The following is a 13409-nucleotide window of genomic DNA, read 5'->3' on the forward strand; positions in this document are numbered from 1 at the left end:
GCTGCGCGGGGCTGGTGGCGGCGACGCGCAGCGCCGGGGCCTGGCCGCCATGACCGATGCCGTCGTCGCCGGTATGCAGGCTGTCGCCGTTTTCGCCCGCCTGGCGCGCCAGGCAGCGCTGCACCGCGTGGTAGACGAACTGATGGACCGCGCGCGACTCGCGGAAGCGCACCTCGATCTTGGACGGGTGCACGTTGACGTCGACCAGCTCGGGCGGCAGGTCGAGGCACAGCACGTACGAAGGGAAACGGTCGCCGTGCAGCACGTCCTGATAGGCGCTGCGCACCGCGTGCGTCAGCAGCTTGTCGCGGACGAAGCGGCCATTGACGAAGAAGAACTGCTGGTCGGGACGGCCGCGCGAGGCGGTCGGCAATCCGGCGAAGCCGTACAGCGCGAGCTCGCCGGCCTGTTCTTCCAGCGGCAGCCGCGCCCGGGCGAATTCGCTGCCGAGCACCTGCGCGGTACGCGTGGCGACATCGCCCGCATTCCAGTGCTCCATCGGCTTGCCGTTGTGATGGACCGACAGCGTGACGTCGGGCCGGGCCAGTGCGATGCGCCGGATCACCTCGAGGCAATGGCCGAGCTCGGTCTGTTCGCTCTTCAGGAATTTGCGGCGGGCCGGCGTATTGAAATACAGGTGCTGCACGTCGACGGTGGTGCCGACCCCGCCCGAGGCGGGCTGCAGCGCGCCGGTGTCCGCATGGATCTGGCTGGCGTGGGGACAGTTCGCCGTGCGGCTGGTCAGCACCAGCTGCGAGACCGAGGCGATCGAGGCCAGCGCCTCGCCCCGAAAGCCCAGCGTCAGCACCGATTCGAGCTCATCGAGCGAGGCGATCTTGCTGGTGGCATGGCGCATCAGCGCGACCGAGAGCTCCTCGGCCGGGATGCCGCAGCCGTTGTCGGTGATCACGATGCGGCGTACGCCGCCTTCCTCGAGCCGCACCGACAACTGCGTCGCGCCGGCGTCCAGCGCGTTCTCCAGCAGCTCCTTGACCACCGAGGCCGGGCGCTCGACCACCTCGCCGGCCGCGATCTGGCTGACCAGCTGATCGGGCAGCGGGCGGATCGGGCGTGAGGGGGCCAGGCGGCGCTGCGGGCGGTCTGCACGCGGGTCGGCACCCGGGGTGGTGCCCGATGCGGGAAATGCGGCGGCGGAGGCAGGAGAGGAGGGTGGCGCGGACATGGCAGCGATTATACGTGCCGGCCTCGTTGCGGCATGGGAGCGGAACGGGCCCGCGACGCGTCGGGGACGGGGCGGGGATGGCGCGGGAGCGATGTGCCCCATTGCGTGCGGAAGCTCGCACCCCTGCCGCAGATGGGGGGTTTACGCCACCGGTGCGGCCACGTTCGTCTTGTATGATGTCGGGCTGGACAAAGATGGGGAACGTCTTGGAAATCGTATTGCAGTTCATCGACATGCTGCTGCACGTCGACAAGTATCTCGGCACCGTGATTCAGCAATATGGCGCCTGGGTCTATGCCATTCTGTTCGCGATCGTCTTTGCCGAGACCGGCCTGGTCGTGGTGCCCTTCCTGCCCGGGGATTCGCTGCTCTTTATCGCCGGCGCGTTCTGCGCCACCGGGGCGATGAACGAGTGGGTGCTGATCGGGCTGCTGCTCGCCGCCGCGATCGGCGGCAATACCGTCAACTACTGGATCGGCAGCTGGATCGGCCCGAAGGTGTTCGACCATCAATGGCGCTTCCTCGACCAGCAGGCGCTGCGCAAGACGCACGACTTCTACGAGCGCCACGGCGGCAAGACGCTGGTGATCGCGCGCTTCGTGCCGATCGTGCGTACGTTTGCGCCCTTCGTCGCGGGGGTGTCGCAGATGACGTTCGCGCGCTTCCAGTTCTTCAATGTGCTCGGCGCGGTCATCTGGGTGTTCGGCCTGGTGTTCGCCGGCTATTTCTTCGGCAACCTGCCCTTCATCAAGCAGTACCTGAACCTGATCGTGCTGGCCGGCATCAGCGCGGCGATCGTGCCGCTGATCCTGGGCGGCCTGTGGCGGCTGCTGCGGCGCGGCGACAAGCGCCGCCGCGTGTCGTAAGACGTGTCGTAGGACGCGGCTTGCTGCGAGGCCGGCATCTTCGCGATGCCGGCCTGTCTCTTTCTCTGTCTCTCCCTTCTTCCTTGCCCGGTTGCGTTCGCCCGCTCAGTTCAGCGACCGGCTCATCATCCGCAGCGCCGGCATGCGGTCGCGGATCTGGGTCGAATCGGCCGCATCGGGCCGGGCGCTGACATAGGCCTCCAGATCTTCCAGCGCGGGCCGGAAGCATTCCAGATTCGCGTAGGCCAGGCCCCGGTCGCGCACTTCCTCGATCGAATCGGGCAGCAGGATCACCAGCCGGTTCTGCACCGCCAGCAGCCGCTGCCAGCGCGACTCCTGCAGATAGATCGCCTTCAGATTGCGCAGCATCCGCGCGATGATCTCGCGATGGCTGGCGGTCTGCAGGAACAGGCCGAGCGGCACCGCGTTCGGATCGGCGATGCCCTCGCGCTCCAGGTACGGGTCCAGCATGTCCTGCAGCTGTTCCTTGGACAGCGTCTCGCCGGTCAGCGGATCGAGCACGACCTCGCCCGCCGGAATCGACATCCGCAGCAGGAAGTGGTTGGGGAAGGAAACGCCCTTGAGCGGCAGGCCGATCTGCTGGCCCAGCTCCATGTACAGCACTGCCAGCGAGATCGGAATGCCGCGCCGCTGCCGCAGCACCACGTTCAGATACGAATTGTCGGGGTCGTAGTAGTCGTTCGCGTTGGGCCCGAAGCCCAGGTCGCGATAGAAGAAATGGTTCAGCAGGCGCAGGCGCTGGATGGCCGGGGTGCCGTCGGCGATCCGCCGTTTCAGCCGCAGGGCCAATACGTCGATGGCGGCCAGTTCGGCCTGCAGATCCAGGTCAGGGTAGGCATCCTGTGCGATCGACAGGGCCGTTTCGGTCAGCGGGATACCGCTGTCGTCCGCCACCAGCGCGGCAAAATAGTCCAGGACTTTGGTCGAGGTCATAGCGGTTCCTGGTTGCGGCCGGCGCCATGTCTTCAGGCTGCTTTGCGCTTGAAGGCAGCATAGCGCAGGCCCGTGAGCCACAGTGTACCGAAGTAGACGACCGCCGCAAGCACCAGGCACGAGGCCATCAGCGCGATCCGCAGCAGCGGGGTGGTACCCAGGGCGACCCAGTCGAAGGTGCGCGCGAACCACAGCAGCACGCCCGCCAGCAGCGTCGCCGCGGCCGACAGCTGTGCGAGGAACAGCCACCAGCCCGGCGCGGGCCGGTAGACGCCGACGCGGCGCAGGCCGATGAACAGCAGCACGGCATTGAGCGTCGCGCTGACGCTGATCGACAGCGCCAGCCCTGCGTGCCCGAGCCAGGGCACGAAGGCGAGGTTGGCGAGCTGCGTCATCACCAGCATCGCGATCGCGATCTTGACCGGCGTGCGGATGTCCTGCCGCGCGTAGAAGCCGGGCGCGAGGATCTTGACCAGGATCTGGCCGACCAGGCCGACGCCGTAGGCCATCACCGCGAGCCTGGTCATCTCGACCGCATGGGCGTCGAACTTGCCGTAGTGGAACAGCACCGCGGTCAGCGGCCGGCCAAAGACATAGAGGCCGATCGCGCTCGGGATCGCCAGCAGGAAGGTCAGCCGCAGGCCCCAGTCGAGCAGCGCGGAATATTCGACGCTGTCCTCGCGCGCGCTGGCCTTCGACAGGCTCGGCAGCAGGATCGTGCCGATCGCCACGCCGAGCAGCGCGGTCGGAAACTCCATCAGGCGGTCGGCATAGGTCAGGAAGGACACGCTGCCGGTGGCCAGGCGCGAGGCGATATTGGTATTGATGATCAGGCTGATCTGCGCCACGGACACGCCCAGCAGCGCCGGGCCCATCTGCCGCAGGATGCGGCGCACGCCGGGGTCGCGCCAGGCGGCGCGCAGGTTCACGCCGATGCGCGGCAGCATGCCGATGCGCTTGAGCGCGGGCACCTGGATCGCCAGCTGCAGCAGGCCGCCGACCAGCACGCCCCAGGCCTGCGCGTAGATCGGCTGCTGCAGATGGGGCGCGACGAACAGCGCGGCGCCGATCAGCGACAGGTTCAGCAGCACCGGCGTGAAGGCGGGCACCGCGAAGTTGCGCCAGGTGTTCAGCACGCCCGAGGCCAGCGCGACCATCGAGATCAGGCCTATGTAGGGGAACATCACGCGGGTCATGAAGACGGCCGCGTCGTAGGTCTGGTTGTCGCCGCGAAAGCCGGTCGCGACGATCGTCATGATCACCGGGGCGGCCAGCACGCCGACCAGCGACACCGCGGCCAGCGCCCACGCCATCACGGTGGCGACCGCATCGACCAGCAGCCGGGTCGGCTCGTCGCCGCGCTTGCCGTGGTATTCGCCGAGGATCGGCACGAAGGCCTGCTGGAAGGCGCCCTCGCCGAAGATCCGGCGCAGCATGTTCGGGATGCGGAAGGCGACATTGAACGCGTCGGTCATGTCGGAGGCGCCGAACGCGCGGGCGATCAGGATCTCGCGGATCAGGCCGGTGATGCGCGACAGCATCGTCAGGCCGCTGATGGTGGCGAGCGATTTGAGCAGGTTCAAGGTCGGGGAGGAGAGGAAACGGTTGTGGCGCCGCCGGGACGCGTCGCCGGGCGGCGGATCGCAGTCAGACGGCCGCGGAGCGCCGAAAGTTGCAATGCCACCACACCGGGCGAGCCTGGGCCCGCCAATTGTGGCGCCAATTATACGGATTGGTGTGCGCGGCCCGCCGCCTTCGCCGACGGGCGGGATCTTCCTTGCGGCGGCTTCGATCTTGTGTGTATAATCGCCGATTCGAGAAGATAGTTGCGTTCCGGATTCGTGTGTCAGTGCATCCCGGGTCGCTCTTGTGCAATCCACGCACGCATCTGAATTCAGGATATTTACGAAATGGCAAATTCCGCACAAGCTCGCAAGCGCGCGCGTCAAGCCGTCGCCCAGAACGCGCACAATTCCAGCCTGCGCTCGCGTCTGCGCACGGCCGTCAAGGCAGTCCGCAAGGCGATCGACGCCGGCGACAAGGCCGCTGCTGCCGAGATCTTCAAGAACTCGCAAGCCGTGATCGACAGCATCGCCGACAAGAAGATCGTTCACAAGAACAAGGCAGCGCGCCACAAGTCGCGTCTGTCGGCTGCGATCAAGGCCATGGCCGCCTGATTGCCGCGTTCACCGGCCGCGCCTGGCGCGCGGTCGGCGCAGTAAAAAAGCCCGTCCGATGACGGGCTTTTTGCATTCCGCTTGGCGCTTCGGCATTGCGCTTCGGCGTTGCGCTTCCGATTTGCGGCATTGCGCTTCGTCCTTGCCCTTCGCCCTCGGCGCGCTCCCGCGCTTATTCGTCGATGCACTCAATCCAGCGAGCAGGCCTCGACCAGCTGCAGGTGGTTGTCGCGCGCGAAGTTCAGCACGAAGTCCAGCGCCTTGGGCTCGATCTCGCGCAGCCGCGCATCGACCACCACACATTTGACGCCGCCGGACATCACCGGGCGCACGTAAGGGGAGTAGGTCAGGCGGGGATCGCCGGTATCGCCGGGCGGGCGGAATTGCGCCATCACGCCGCACAGCCGTTCAGCCCAATCGCTCGGACGGAAGGTCTTGCCTTCCTTGGTGATGCCCTGGATGAAGTACTGGCGAACGGTGGAATTCATGGACTGCGGTGAGGCTGGTGACTCGACGGGAAACCCGCAACGGGCGCCCGTTTGACGCGGCGAGCGGCGATGGGTTCGCGCGAATCTGGCCGGAAGGCGGGGCGTCGGTCGTGGCGGGGGCACTTTTGATGCCGGCGGCGGGCGGCGGCAAGGGTATGCCGGGCCCCGCGTGAATCAGCGAGTATTATATCTTATATAAGACTGCCGCATAAGCCGGGGAGGGCTCCCCGGCGGCCCGGCCGTGCGCCCGCCCAGGCTCGCCAAAGCAGGAATAATCCCTTATGATTCCTGAACTCACATTGCGCAAGCGACGCGAAAGGCGGCTCCGCGACAGCGTGGTTCCATGACCGTTCATGGCCTCGCGTGTCCCCATCGAGCCGCCTTCTTTGTTTTATGAGCCCTACGCCGATCAAGCACTACCTCCAATTCAGCGACCTCGATGCGAAGGAGTACGAGTACCTGCTCGACCGCGCCCGGATTCTGAAGACCAAGTTCAAGAACTACGAGACCTGGCATCCGCTGCACGACCGTACGCTGGCGATGATCTTCGAGAAGAACTCGACCCGCACGCGACTGTCGTTCGAGGCCGGCATCCACCAGCTGGGCGGCCACGCGGTGTTCCTGAACACGCGCGACTCGCAGCTGGGCCGCGGCGAGCCGATCGAGGACGCCGCGCAGGTGATCTCCCGCATGGTGGACATCATCATGATCCGCACCTTCGGCCAGGAGATCATCGACCGTTTCGCCGCCCATTCGCGCGTGCCGGTGATCAACGGGCTGACCAACGAATACCATCCGTGCCAGGTGCTGGCCGACGTCTTCACCTATATCGAGCACCGCGGCAGCATCCGCGGCAAGGTGGTGGCGTGGATCGGCGATGCCAACAACATGGCCTATACCTGGATCCAGGCCGCCGAACGGCTGGGCTTCACCTTTCATTTCTCGGCGCCGCCGGGATACCAGCTCGATCCGGCGATGGTGCCCGCCAGCGCCGCGAGCCTGGTCAAGGTCTTCGACAACCCGCTGGCCGCCTGCCAGGGCGCCGATCTGGTGACCACCGACGTCTGGACCAGCATGGGCTTCGAGGCCGAGAACGAGGTCCGCAAGCGCGCCTTCCAGGACTGGATGGTGACCACCGCGATGATGGACCGCGCCAATTCCGACGCGCTGTTCATGCACTGCCTGCCGGCGCACCGCGGCGAGGAAGTCGAGGCCGCCGTGATCGACGGCCCCAAGAGCGTGGTCTGGGACGAGGCCGAGAACCGGCTGCACGTGCAGAAGGCGCTGATGGAGTACCTGCTGTGCGGGCGCTATTGAGCGACGCGTCGGATCGATGATCCGGTCGATCGCCTGGCGTCCGAGCCGCGCCGTCCGGCGATGTGGCGCCCAAGCCCGGGCGGTCATGTCAAAATAGCGGCTTTCCGTTTTTCCATATCCGATGTGCGGACTGTCTTACCTGCCGGTCCGCGCCTCTTTTGCGCATCGAGTCGAACATGAGCGATATCAAGAAAGTCGTGCTCGCCTACTCCGGCGGGCTGGACACTTCGGTGATCCTGAAGTGGCTGCAAGACACCTACCAATGCGAGGTGGTCACCTTCACGGCCGACATCGGCCAGGGTGAGGAACTGGAGCCGGCTCGCCAGAAGGCGCTCAAGTTCGGCATCAAGCCCGAAAACATCTTTATCGACGACCTGCGCGAAGAATTCGTGCGCGACTTCGTCTTCCCGATGTTCCGCGCCAATGCGGTCTACGAAGGCGAATACCTGCTGGGCACGTCGATCGCCCGTCCGCTGATCGCCAAGCGCCAGATCGAGATCCTGCGCAGCACCGGCGCCGACGCCGTGTCGCACGGCGCCACCGGCAAGGGCAACGACCAGGTCCGCTTCGAGCTCGGCTATTACGGCCTGGAGCCGGGCGTCAAGGTCATCGCCCCGTGGCGCGAGTGGGACCTGCTGTCGCGCGAGAAGCTGCTGGCCTACGCCGAGAAGGCCGGCATCGAAATCGACATGAAGCACAAGAAGGGCGGCGCGCCGTACTCGATGGACGCCAACCTGCTGCACATCTCGTTCGAAGGCCGCCATCTGGAAGACCCGAAGGCCGAGGCCGAGGAAGACATGTGGCGCTGGACGGTGTCGCCGGAGCAGGCGCCGGACGCGCCCGAGTTCCTCGACATCGAGTTCGAGCAGGGCGACATCGTCGCGCTGAACGGCAAGCGCATGTCGCCGGCCGAAGTGCTGACCGAACTGAACCGCCTGGGCGGCAAGCATGGCATCGGCCGTCTGGACCTGGTCGAGAACCGCTACGTCGGCATGAAGAGCCGCGGCTGCTATGAAACGCCGGGAGGCACGATCCTGCTGCGCGCCCACCGCGCGATCGAATCGATCACGCTGGACCGCGAAGTCGCCCACCTGAAGGACGACCTGATGCCGCGCTACGCCAGCCTGATCTACAACGGCTACTGGTGGAGCCCGGAGCGCCGCGCGCTGCAGGTGCTGATCGACCATACGCAGCAAAACGTCAACGGCTGGGTGCGCGTCAAGCTGTACAAGGGCAACGTCATCGTGCTGGCCCGCGATTCGAAGGACACGCTGTTCGACAAGACCATCGCCACCTTCGACGACGACTTCGGCGCCTACAACCAGGCCGACGCCGGCGGCTTCATCAAGCTGAACGCGCTGCGCATGCGCATCGCCGAGAATGCGCGCCGCCAGCGCGGCAAGTAAGCCGTCAGTGAGCGGCTGCCACGCGCATCGGTAAGGAAGGAGAGGGGCCCAGGCGGCCCCTCTTTTCATGTCCGCGCAGGTTGGCATATGTCCGCGCAGGTCCTTTCAGGCCCACGTAGGTCCATGTGGGTCCGCCCCCCAACATCCATCGTTCATCAGGAGAGTCACCATGAGCCAGTTCGACAATGTTTCCGTCGTCAAGCAAGCCAATCTGTATTTCGACGGCAAATGTGTCAGCCACACCGTGCTGTTTCCGGACGGCACCCGCAAGACGCTGGGCGTGATCTTCCCCGCCTCGCTGACCTTCAAGACCGGCGCGCCGGAAATCATGGAGATCAACGCCGGCGTCTGCCGCGTGCGGCTGGCGGGCTCCGACGAATGGCAAACCTACGGCGCGGGCCAGCAGTTCAACGTCCCGGGCGACAGCAGCTTCGATATCGAGGTGCAGCAGACGCTCGACTACGTCTGCCACTTCGGCTGATCGCTCGCCGCGCGTCCGCGGCCGCGCGCATGGCGCGGCCGTCTCTCCTGATCGTCCCCCTTGATCGCCCCGCTTCACGGAGTTCCGCATGGCCAATCGACACAAGCCGATCAATCTCGCCCTGCAGGGCGGCGGCGCGCACGGCGCCTTCGGTTGGGGCGTGCTCGACGCGCTGCTGGAGGATGGCCGCCTGCGTTTCGACGGCATCAGCGGCACCAGCGCCGGCTCCATGAACGCGGTGGTGATGATCGACGGCCTGCTCGAAGGCGGGCCTGAGCGCGCGCGAGAGAAGCTGCACGACTTCTGGTTCGGCGTGTCGCGCGCCGGCTCGCCGTTCTCGACGCTGGGCCAGCAGACGGTCGACTGGCTGTCCGGCCAGCCCGGCAACAGCTGGCCGCTGCAGGACTGGATGCGGATGTGGTCCGGCTGGTGGAGCGCGACCGCGCAGGGCAGCACGTTCAACCCGTTGCGCTCGCTGCTCGAGGATCAGGTCGACTTCGAGCGCGTGCGAGCCTGCCCGGAAACGAAGCTGTTCATCGCCGCCACGGACGTCAACAGCGGCAACGTGCGGGTGTTCCAGACCGCCGATCTCACCGTCGACGCGGTGCTGGCCTCGGCCTGTTTGCCGTACCTGTATCCGGCCATCGAGATCGGCGAGCGGTACTACTGGGACGGCGGCTACATGGGCAATCCGGTGCTGTTCCCGTTCTTCTACCAGACCGCGACGCGCGACATCCTGGTCGTCCATATCAATCCGATCTCGCGCCCCGACGTGCCCACGCAGCCGCAGGAAGTGATGGAGCGGCTCAACGAGATCACCTTCAACGCGTCGCTGCTGCGCGAGATGCGCGCGATCGCCTTTGTGCAGAAGCTGCTCGACGAGGAGTGGCTCAAGCCCGAATACCGCGACAAGCTCAAATACATCCTGCTGCATTCGATCCGCGCCGACGAGGCGCTGGCGGACCTGTCGTCGTCGACCAAGCTGGTGACCGACTGGAATTTCCTGCTGATGCTGCGCGAGCGCGGACGCACCGCCGCGCAGGCCTGGCTCGAGCAGCATTACGATGCCGTCGGCAAGCGCGGCACCGTCGATATCCGCAAGGAGTTCCTGCAGGATCTGCCGTTGTAACCGGTCAGCGCGCAAGCACCGGCGGGCAACCTCGGCGGCCAACATCGGCGGGGAACCATCGAGCCGCTGTGGGCATGCTCCCCTCTCCCGCGAGCGGGAGACGGGCCGGGGGAGGGGGGAAAGGGCGCTCGCAGTACCGCCGAAGCTACCGCCGGAACTACCGTCCGGACTACAGCACCACCGGCTCGGGCTCGATCCCGACGCCAAAGCGCTCCCGCACCGTATCGGCGATGCGCGCCGCCAGCGCCAGCAGCGCACGGCCGTCGCCGCCGCCATGGTGCACGAGCACCAGCGCCTGCCGCTCGTGCACGCCGACCGGGCCTTCGCGCAGGCCCTTGAATCCGCAGCGATCGATCAGCCAGCCCGCGGCAAGCTTGTAGCTGCCGTCCGGCTGCAGATGGCTGACCAGGTCCGGATGCGCGGCCACCAGCGCGTCGCGCTGGGCGGCGCTGACCACCGGATTCTTGAAGAAGCTGCCGGCATTGCCCAGCACCGCGGGGTCGGGCAGCTTGCGCTGGCGGATCGCGATGACCGCGTCGCGGATCTCGGCCGCATCGGGTGCCGGATGATCGTGCAGCTCGCGGGCGAGTTCGGCATAGCCCAGCGCCGGCTGCCAGCGGCGCGGCAGGCGCAGCGTGACCGCGGTGATCACGTAGCGATCCCGGCCGGCCTGCTTGAACAGGCTGTCCCGATAACCGAAGGCGCAATCGCTCAGGCTCAGCGTGACGAAGCCGCGGGTTTGCCGGTCCCAGGCGCGCAGGCTGTCAAAGCGCTCGCGCAGCTCGACGCCGTAGGCGCCGATGTTCTGGATCGGCGCGGCGCCCACGCTGCCGGGGATCAGCGCCAGGTTCTCGAGCCCCGGCATGCCGTCGGCGATGGTCCGATTGACGGTTGCGTGCCAGTTCTCGCCGGCACCCACCGTCACCAGCCAGGCGTCGTCGTCGCTGGCGACGGTGTAGCCCGGAATCTGCATCAGCAGCACGACCGCATCGAGATCGCCGGTCAGCACCACGTTGCTGCCGCCGCCCAGCACGACCACCGGCCGCTGCGCGGCGCGGGGGTCGGCGAGCGCCTCGACGAGGTCGCTTTCGCTGCGCACCGCCATCGCAAAGCGCGCGCGTACGTCGAAACTCAATGTGTTGTGCTGGCGCAGCGGATAAAATTCGTGGAAATCTGCCATGCGGAAAAAGTTGCCGGACGAGGATGCCCGAACAGGGGGATGGAGCGGAACGGCCTGGACTGCAGGGTTGGCTGGATTATACGGAACCGCCGGCGAGGGCCGGCCAGGTTCAGGGATCGAACAGGGTACCGAGGTCCGAGGTACCGGAAATACAGAAGGAGTAGGCGATGCCGTCGTTTGACGTGGTGTGCGAAGCGAATATGGTCGAGGTCAAGAATGCGGTCGAGCAGGCCAACAAGGAAATCTCGACGCGCTTCGACTTCAAGGGTTCCGATTCCCGTGTCGAGCAGAAGGAAGGCGAACTGACCGCGTTTGCCGATGACGACTTCAAGCTCGGCCAGGTCAAGGACGTGCTGCTCAGCAAGATGGCCAAGCGCAATGTCGACGTGCGCTTCCTCGACTATGGCAAGACCGAGAAGATCAGCGGCGACAAGGTCAAGCAGGTCATCACGATCAAGAAGGGCGTCACCGGCGATCTGGCCAAGAAGATCGTGCGCATGATCAAGGACAGCAAGATCAAGGTGCAGGCCAGCATCCAGGGCGATGCGGTGCGCGTGTCGGGCGCGAAGCGCGACGATCTGCAAAACGTGATTGCGATGCTGCGCAAGGACGTGTCCGAGGCACCGCTGGACTTCAACAACTTCCGGGACTGAAGTCCGGATCGGGGCCTGATGGGCCCTGCGATGCCGACGCGGCCTCTGAAGGCCGCGTCTTCCTTCCGGCCTGCTCTTTACGGGGCCGTCTTATTGCGGGGGCAGGCCGCCGATCTTCGCGCCGGCCTTGATGCCCTTCTGCGCGAACCAGCCCTGGTTCATCTCCAGCGCATAGCGGATCGCCGCCTTCGGGCAGTGGTTGTCCTCGCTGTGCGGCCGCATGTCCTCGATGTTGACGATGGTGCCGTCGTCGGCCAGGAAGGCGATCGACAGCGGCAGCTCGGTGTTCTTCATCCAGAAGCAGTGACCAGCCTTCTGCTCGAACACGAACAGCATGCCGGCGTTGGCGGGCATCGACTTGCGGTACATCAGCCCTTGCTGGCGGGATTGCTGATCGGCGGCGACCTCGGCGCGGATCACGTACATGCCCGCGCTCAGCGACACCACCGGCAGCCGCTGCTGCGTTTGCGTTTGCCCGTGCGCGAGCGGTGCCAGCAGCGCCGCGCCACAGGCGAGGGCGGCGAGCCGGCGTGCCAGGCGGCGGCGGGGCGAAGACAGGAGGGCGCAATCGAGCGGCGCGGCGGACGACGGACAGCGGACAGGCATGGCGGAAAGGGCGAGGGTCATGTCGGCGGAGTCAGGAAAACGCGGCGCGACGCGGCGGAACCGCAGCGGAACGCAGCCGCAAGCATAGCGCAGCGCGGCTAGCCCGGCCGCCGGCGGCGGCTGGGGCCGGCAGTCCGGTCCGAGTCGGTACGGCCGGCGTTGGTGCGGCCGGTGTTGGTACGACCCGCGTCGGTACGGCGGGCCTTGGCGGGGCCGGCGTTTTCAGGGCTCGTGCCGGTGCGGCCCGGATTGGTAGGGCCGGGGCTCGTGCGGCCCGACTTCGTGCGGCCCGAGTTGGCGCCACCGGAACTTGGCCGAGGCCGGACGGGCGTGGCGCCACGGGCAGGCCCGCTCATGCCCAGGCTCTGCGGCGCGACCTCCTGCCATTGCCCCGGGGCGAGACCCAGCTGGCGCAGGTCCAGCGCGCCGATGCCGACCCGGACCAGCCGCAGCGTCGGGTAGCCGACCGCCGCGGTCATGCGGCGCACCTGCCGGTTCTTGCCCTCGTGGATCACGATCTCCAGCCACTGCGTCGGGATCGCGGCGCGAAAGCGGATCGGCGGCGTGCGCGGCCACAGGAAATCCGGCTCGTCGATCAACGTGGCCTGCGCCGGCAGGGTTTGGAAGTCGCCAAGGTCGAGGCCGGCGCGCAGCCGGGCCAGCGCGGCCTCGTCCGGCACGCCTTCGACCTGCGCCAGATAGGTCTTGGCCAGCTTCTGGCGCGGGTCGGCGATGCGCGCCTGCAGCACGCCGTCATCGGTCAGCAGCAGCAGCCCCTCGCTGTCGGCGTCGAGCCGGCCGGCGGGATAGACGTCCGGCATCGCGATCCAGTCGGCGAGCGTCTGCCGGCTCGGATGGGGCGAGAACTGGCTCATGGTGCCGAACGGCTTGTTCAGGGCGATCAATGTCATGGGAAAACCGGTGCGGGAAAGGCGCCAGTATGCCGCAGCGGGCATGACGCAAGCGGCT

General features: G+C 66.8%; 13 protein-coding genes and 1 pseudogene. 7 read left to right on the top strand and 7 right to left on the bottom strand.

Features of this window, described 5'->3' with window-relative positions; all coding sequences use genetic code 11:
• The coding region (mutL, locus tag AC6EI8_RS04455) for a DNA mismatch repair endonuclease MutL (RefSeq protein ID WP_498381389.1) at positions 1–1183 on the bottom strand (1183 nt) is incomplete at its 3' end.
• 218 nt (positions 1184–1401) lie between these two features.
• On the opposite strand from mutL, the gene AC6EI8_RS04460 reads away from it, so the two are divergent.
• On the top strand, positions 1402–2049 hold the full coding sequence (locus AC6EI8_RS04460) for a VTT domain-containing protein (RefSeq protein ID WP_187829116.1): 648 nt from the start codon (positions 1402–1404) through the stop codon (positions 2047–2049).
• A 105-nt stretch (positions 2050–2154) separates the two neighbouring features.
• Here AC6EI8_RS04460 and AC6EI8_RS04465 read toward each other — a convergent pair whose 3' ends face one another.
• On the bottom strand, positions 2155–3003 hold the full coding sequence (locus AC6EI8_RS04465; protein WP_023263957.1) for a SirB1 family protein: 849 nt from the start codon (positions 3001–3003) through the stop codon (positions 2155–2157).
• Between the two features lie 32 nt (positions 3004–3035).
• Positions 3036–4586 carry a murein biosynthesis integral membrane protein MurJ gene (gene murJ, locus AC6EI8_RS04470; protein ID WP_149316694.1) on the bottom strand — a complete coding sequence of 517 codons (1551 nt, stop codon included), beginning with the start codon at positions 4584–4586 and terminating at the stop codon, positions 3036–3038.
• 327 nt (positions 4587–4913) lie between these two features.
• Between murJ and rpsT the strand changes: the two genes are divergently transcribed.
• Positions 4914–5180 carry a 30S ribosomal protein S20 gene (gene rpsT / locus AC6EI8_RS04475; RefSeq protein WP_006579059.1) on the top strand — a complete coding sequence of 89 codons (267 nt, stop codon included), beginning with the start codon at positions 4914–4916 and terminating at the stop codon, positions 5178–5180.
• A gap of 188 nt (positions 5181–5368) precedes the next feature.
• Here the strand turns inward: rpsT and AC6EI8_RS04480 are convergent, their stop codons facing one another.
• Positions 5369–5668 carry a DUF3579 domain-containing protein gene (locus AC6EI8_RS04480; protein ID WP_006579060.1) on the bottom strand — a complete coding sequence of 100 codons (300 nt, stop codon included), beginning with the start codon at positions 5666–5668 and terminating at the stop codon, positions 5369–5371.
• A 393-nt stretch (positions 5669–6061) separates the two neighbouring features.
• Here AC6EI8_RS04480 and argF point away from each other — a divergent pair, with 393 nt between their 5' ends.
• The 4 genes from argF to AC6EI8_RS04500 all read left to right on the top strand — a co-directional run bounded on the left by argF (position 6062) and on the right by AC6EI8_RS04500 (position 10001).
• Complete coding sequence (gene argF / locus AC6EI8_RS04485; protein WP_498381390.1) at positions 6062–6985, top strand: ornithine carbamoyltransferase; 924 nt, start codon at positions 6062–6064, stop codon at positions 6983–6985.
• 176 nt (positions 6986–7161) lie between these two features.
• Positions 7162–8391 (top strand): argininosuccinate synthase, encoded by a 1230-nt coding sequence (locus AC6EI8_RS04490; RefSeq protein WP_144829900.1) that lies wholly within the window; start codon positions 7162–7164, stop codon positions 8389–8391.
• A 169-nt stretch (positions 8392–8560) separates the two neighbouring features.
• Positions 8561–8872 carry a pyrimidine/purine nucleoside phosphorylase gene (gene ppnP, locus AC6EI8_RS04495; protein WP_149316696.1) on the top strand — a complete coding sequence of 104 codons (312 nt, stop codon included), beginning with the start codon at positions 8561–8563 and terminating at the stop codon, positions 8870–8872.
• A gap of 88 nt (positions 8873–8960) precedes the next feature.
• Positions 8961–10001, top strand: coding sequence for a patatin-like phospholipase family protein (locus AC6EI8_RS04500; protein WP_150083371.1), 1041 nt, complete (start codon positions 8961–8963; stop codon positions 9999–10001).
• A 169-nt stretch (positions 10002–10170) separates the two neighbouring features.
• On the opposite strand, the gene murB is transcribed toward AC6EI8_RS04500, so the two are convergent.
• A complete protein-coding gene (murB, locus tag AC6EI8_RS04505; RefSeq protein ID WP_498381391.1) occupies positions 10171–11181 on the bottom strand; it encodes a UDP-N-acetylmuramate dehydrogenase in 1011 nt (336 codons plus the stop codon).
• Between the two features lie 167 nt (positions 11182–11348).
• Between murB and AC6EI8_RS04510 the strand changes: the two genes are divergently transcribed.
• Positions 11349–11834: a YajQ family cyclic di-GMP-binding protein gene (locus AC6EI8_RS04510; RefSeq protein ID WP_149316699.1), complete on the top strand. Its 486-nt coding sequence runs from the start codon at positions 11349–11351 to the stop codon at positions 11832–11834.
• Positions 11835–11924: 90 nt separating this feature from the next.
• Here AC6EI8_RS04510 and AC6EI8_RS04515 read toward each other — a convergent pair whose 3' ends face one another.
• Entirely contained in the window at positions 11925–12461 is a 537-nt protein-coding gene (locus AC6EI8_RS04515; protein WP_223819616.1) for a DUF192 domain-containing protein, read from the bottom strand.
• A gap of 275 nt (positions 12462–12736) precedes the next feature.
• Positions 12737–13351, bottom strand: a pseudogene (locus AC6EI8_RS04520) (pseudouridine synthase); the annotation flags it as partial.
• Positions 13352–13409 lie beyond the last annotated feature (58 nt).

The organism is Cupriavidus sp. R6-3 (genome assembly GCF_059772245.1).

Bases quoted from the DNA above. Each gene is read 5' to 3' on its own strand.
- AC6EI8_RS04465 (WP_023263957.1), bottom strand. From the start codon at position 3,003: ATGACCTCGACCAAAGTCCTGGACTATTTTGCCGCGCTGGTGGCGGAC.
- rpsT (WP_006579059.1), top strand. From the start codon at position 4,914: ATGGCAAATTCCGCACAAGCTCGCAAGCGCGCGCGTCAAGCCGTCGCC.
- AC6EI8_RS04480 (WP_006579060.1), bottom strand. From the start codon at position 5,668: ATGAATTCCACCGTTCGCCAGTACTTCATCCAGGGCATCACCAAGGAA.
- argF (WP_498381390.1), top strand. From the start codon at position 6,062: ATGAGCCCTACGCCGATCAAGCACTACCTCCAATTCAGCGACCTCGAT.
- AC6EI8_RS04490 (WP_144829900.1), top strand. From the start codon at position 7,162: ATGAGCGATATCAAGAAAGTCGTGCTCGCCTACTCCGGCGGGCTGGAC.
- ppnP (WP_149316696.1), top strand. From the start codon at position 8,561: ATGAGCCAGTTCGACAATGTTTCCGTCGTCAAGCAAGCCAATCTGTAT.
- AC6EI8_RS04500 (WP_150083371.1), top strand. From the start codon at position 8,961: ATGGCCAATCGACACAAGCCGATCAATCTCGCCCTGCAGGGCGGCGGC.
- murB (WP_498381391.1), bottom strand. From the start codon at position 11,181: ATGGCAGATTTCCACGAATTTTATCCGCTGCGCCAGCACAACACATTG.
- AC6EI8_RS04510 (WP_149316699.1), top strand. From the start codon at position 11,349: ATGCCGTCGTTTGACGTGGTGTGCGAAGCGAATATGGTCGAGGTCAAG.
- AC6EI8_RS04515 (WP_223819616.1), bottom strand. From the start codon at position 12,461: ATGACCCTCGCCCTTTCCGCCATGCCTGTCCGCTGTCCGTCGTCCGCC.